Annotated in this window: 5 protein-coding genes; 2 read left to right on the top strand and 3 right to left on the bottom strand. The window is 54.2% G+C overall.

Going from position 1 to position 3,607, the window contains the following annotated elements; translation table 11 throughout:
* Positions 1–72 precede the first annotated feature (72 nt).
* Complete coding sequence (locus HT737_RS29145; RefSeq protein ID WP_042556859.1) at positions 73–555, top strand: Mov34/MPN/PAD-1 family protein; 483 nt, start codon at positions 73–75, stop codon at positions 553–555.
* Between the two features lie 26 nt (positions 556–581).
* Here HT737_RS29145 and HT737_RS29140 read toward each other — a convergent pair whose 3' ends face one another.
* Both HT737_RS29140 and HT737_RS29135 read right to left on the bottom strand, forming a co-directional pair.
* On the bottom strand, positions 582–1,130 hold the full coding sequence (locus tag HT737_RS29140) for a 3'-5' exonuclease (RefSeq protein ID WP_010565120.1): 549 nt from the start codon (positions 1,128–1,130) through the stop codon (positions 582–584).
* 170 nt (positions 1,131–1,300) lie between these two features.
* Entirely contained in the window at positions 1,301–1,735 is a 435-nt protein-coding gene (locus HT737_RS29135; protein WP_080896083.1) for a helix-turn-helix domain-containing protein, read from the bottom strand.
* Positions 1,736–1,826: 91 nt separating this feature from the next.
* Here HT737_RS29135 and HT737_RS29130 point away from each other — a divergent pair, with 91 nt between their 5' ends.
* On the top strand, positions 1,827–2,789 hold the full coding sequence (locus HT737_RS29130; RefSeq protein ID WP_108184780.1) for an arsenic resistance protein: 963 nt from the start codon (positions 1,827–1,829) through the stop codon (positions 2,787–2,789).
* Positions 2,790–2,814: 25 nt separating this feature from the next.
* On the opposite strand, the gene HT737_RS29125 is transcribed toward HT737_RS29130, so the two are convergent.
* A partial coding sequence (locus HT737_RS29125; RefSeq protein WP_182404553.1) for an IS66 family transposase occupies positions 2,815–3,607 on the bottom strand: 793 nt, incomplete at its 5' end.

The following is a 3,607-nucleotide window of genomic DNA, read 5'->3' as shown; positions in this document are numbered from 1 at the left end:
CCCAAACGTTCCAGAGGGGGCGCAGCAACTCCTACTCGAGCGCGGATGGCCGGAACATAAGGATGAAATGGTATGACGGATATCGCTTGGCGCTGGAGATGGGCGGAGGTGGATTCCGAGCTATTGGTGTCGCAAGCTGTCGCGGACATCTTGGATAGTCATCGGCAGGGCCTCTTTGGCGTGGAGCGAGGGGGACAGTTATTCGTCAACCCGGTTAATCCGAAAGGGTTGCTGCTGGCCTTGGCCACGTTGCCTCATCGCGCCGATCGGTCAGGCTGGTCTTGGCTAGAGTTGGATGCGGAGCGGTGCCGTCAGGAGATCCAAGCTGCCAACGAACAAGGGTTACGTCTGGTGGGCTATTGGCATACGCATCCCCAATCTGTTCCGGTGATTTCTCCGGCAGACATAGGAAGTTTCTCCAGATTTGCTGCGCGTTACACGCAGGATCTACCGCACCCAATAGCCGTTATCGTTGGCAAGTCCGAAAAACCAGAAGGCATCAAGGCTTGGTCGTTCAGGGGCGGCAGATATGTTGAAGCAACTTGGCTTAGATAAGCTTCAAGTCAGTGCCATGGGAGGCGTCAGCGGTTACCCTTACCCGCCAGCATTAGCGCGAAGAGCTCTGCCTGAAAGCGAGCATCATCCAATGCGTTATGGTTCGGTTCGCTGAGTGGCTTCAGCGCAGCGGTCATCTTGGATGATTTTGTTTCCTGCCAGCTGCAACCTACAGCTCCCATGAAGTAGGCCTTCATGTCGATAGCGGTAAAACCAAAGGGGTTGGTTTCCAAGTATTTGTGGAAGTAGTAGTTGACGAATGACCAGTCAAACGGTGCATTGAGTCCTACGAAAATGACCTTCTGCCCCGTTTGGCAGGATGATTTCAGCCATTCACCAAATGTCAGCATCGCCTGTTGCGGAGTGAGTCCTTCGCGCTCCAGCTTCTCCAGACTCAGCCCCGATACTGCCAGTGCTTCTGGGTCGTGTTTTGGACTGTCAGGTCGTAGTTCAAGATAGATGGACGTGGCAGGTTGATCTACAAGGCAAGCTCCAATGGAAAGCAGGCTGTATTCGCCTGGTATAGGTCCAGAAGTCTCGACGTCGACGGAAACATAAAGCTCATCAGGGTTCATGTCATATCCTTTTCGTGTAGTTGCCAGATCACGCTCAAGCTCGGTAAGCGTCTGCCGAACACATCTTGTACCAGCCCGTTTGGTGTAGACGGACGCTCGAAACACCCTGTCGAGGCTATCGCGCTATTCGGTTTCGATGGCAGCTTGCTCCCCCTATGCTCTTGACTCGTCTAGGAGCAGCAACCAGAGCGAACCCCAGCAGCAGGTTCAAAAAGTGACTCAACAATCGTGCAGTCTGGAGTGTTCAAACCTAGGCATGTTGACTCACACATACCTGCCATTGAGAGCAGCTCTACCCGGATTTGCTGAAGCTTTGCTACCTTCGACTCTACTTCCGCTAGGTGCTTCTTGACCACCGAAAGCGCGTCAGCGCACGGACGATCAGCATCTGCTGCGAGCGCGATGAGTTCTCGGATATCTTCGAGCGGGAAACCCAATTCACGATTCTGCCGGATGAAGACGAGTCTTGATCGATGCTTTTCAGTATAGATTCGATGCCGCCCAGTCGACCGCAGGGCGGGAGGTAAAAGGCCTATTTTCTCGTAGTAGCGAATCGTTTCAATGTGGCAACCCGTTGATTTCGACAGCGCCCCGATTCCTGACATGCAAACTCCCCAAGCATTTTCTTGAACCTGTAGCAGCTACAGATATTAACCTGTCTTCAGAAAATAATTTCACGCGCTTGAAGGGCATTTTGTGGACAGAGAACAGCTAGAGACTAACCAGATTCCCATTTACTTCGTCGCGGTCATTGTCGCGGCCCTCGGAGGCCTGCTCGCCCCCAATGCGTCTGAAGCATTAGGGTCGACGGTGACACCCACCATCGCAGTGCTGATGTACGCCATGTTTCTACAGATCCCGTTCTTGGATCTCCGTAATGGCCTCGCAAATAAGCGTTTCATGGCAGCGCTGCTCACAGCCAACTTCGTGGCCATCCCCTTGCTGGTTTGGGCATTGACGATGGGGATAACCAATCACCCGGCGATTTTGGTGGGTGCCCTGTTGGTCTTGCTGACGCCTTGTATCGACTATGTGGTGGTTTTTACCCATATCGGTAAAGGCGACTCCAAACTCACTCTGGCGGCCACCCCATTGCTTCTTTTGATGCAGCTTGTGCTGCTGCCGGTGTACCTGACCTTCATGCTGGGTAACGACTCAACAGTGGTCATTTCTATAGGCCCATTTGTTGAGGCCTTTGTGATGCTGATCGCTTTGCCTTTGGTCTTAGCGGTAGCAACAGCTGCCGGGGCAAAGAGATCACGCATCGTTGAAAGCTGGAACAACGCATGGGCCTGGATGCCTGTACCGGCTATGGCGGCTGTATTGGTCGTAGTGATCGGCGCTCAGATTTCAACGGTGGTCAGAGACATCGACAAGCTGCTGCCTGTTATTCCCGCCTACATTGGTTTCACGCTCTTGGCACCGGTGGTAGGTGCGCTGGTGGCTCGGGCGTTTAAGTTACCGGCCAGCACGGCAAGATCAGTCGCTTTCAGCAGTTCGACACGAAACTCATTAGTGGTTCTGCCATTGGCATTGGCCTTGCCCGAGGAAATCAGAGGGCTCGCTGCGGCAGCAGTCATTACTCAAACGCTGATTGAGTTGGTCAGCGAACTAATTTACATCCGAGCAATTCCTGCTTTGGTGTGGCGCAAAATGTAGATGCCAGGGCAGACACCCTGCGCGATTAAACAGGCGCCCACATGTGCGGCAGCAGCTTGTTAATCTCACTCGCGCGCTGCGTCGGCAGGCGCATGAGAACATCCTTTAGATAGGCGTACGGATCATGGCCATTCAGCCGTGCTGACTGGATCAAGCTCATGATCGCCGCAGCCCGTTTTCCGCTGCGTAGCGACCCGGCGAAGAGCCAGTTCTTGCGCCCAAGAGCCCATGGCCGGATCTGGTTCTCCGCCCAATTATTATCAATGGGAACCGCCCCGTCATCGAGGTAGCGCGACAGCGCTGCCCAGCGTTTAAGGCTGTAATCGAGTGCTCTGCTGATGGCCGAACCTTCGGGCACAAGATCACGCTGCGCGATCATCCAGGCATGCAGCCTATCCATCACCGGTACGGCTTTTTCTTGCCGTATTCGGCGCCGTAAATCCGGCTCCAGGTCTCTGACTTCTCTTTCGATTTCGTACAACAACTGGATATAGCGCAGGGCTTGCTCGGCGAGCGTGCTTTTATTCGTAGCGTGCAGTTCGAAGAACTTGCGCCGTGTATGGGCCATGCAGCCGATCTCTGTCACGCCGAGTTCAAAGCTGGCCTTGTAGCCGCCAAAATCGTCGCAGACCAACTTGCCCTTCCAGTCCTGAAGGAAGTTGCGAGCATGCTCTCCGGCGCGACTGGAGCTGAAGTCATAAACCACCGCTGCCACATCCGAGAACTGGCTGGTAGCGTAGGCCCACACATAGGAGCGATGGGTTTTCTTTGTTCCCGGCATGAGCATCTGCACCGGTGTTTCATCTGCGTGGATGACT

This window comes from Pseudomonas sp. MD195_PC81_125, assembly GCF_014060985.1.
In the GTDB taxonomy this organism is placed as follows: Bacteria; Pseudomonadota; Gammaproteobacteria; order Pseudomonadales; family Pseudomonadaceae; genus Aquipseudomonas; species Aquipseudomonas parakoreensis.
This window is presented reverse-complemented; position numbering and strand designations above follow the sequence as displayed.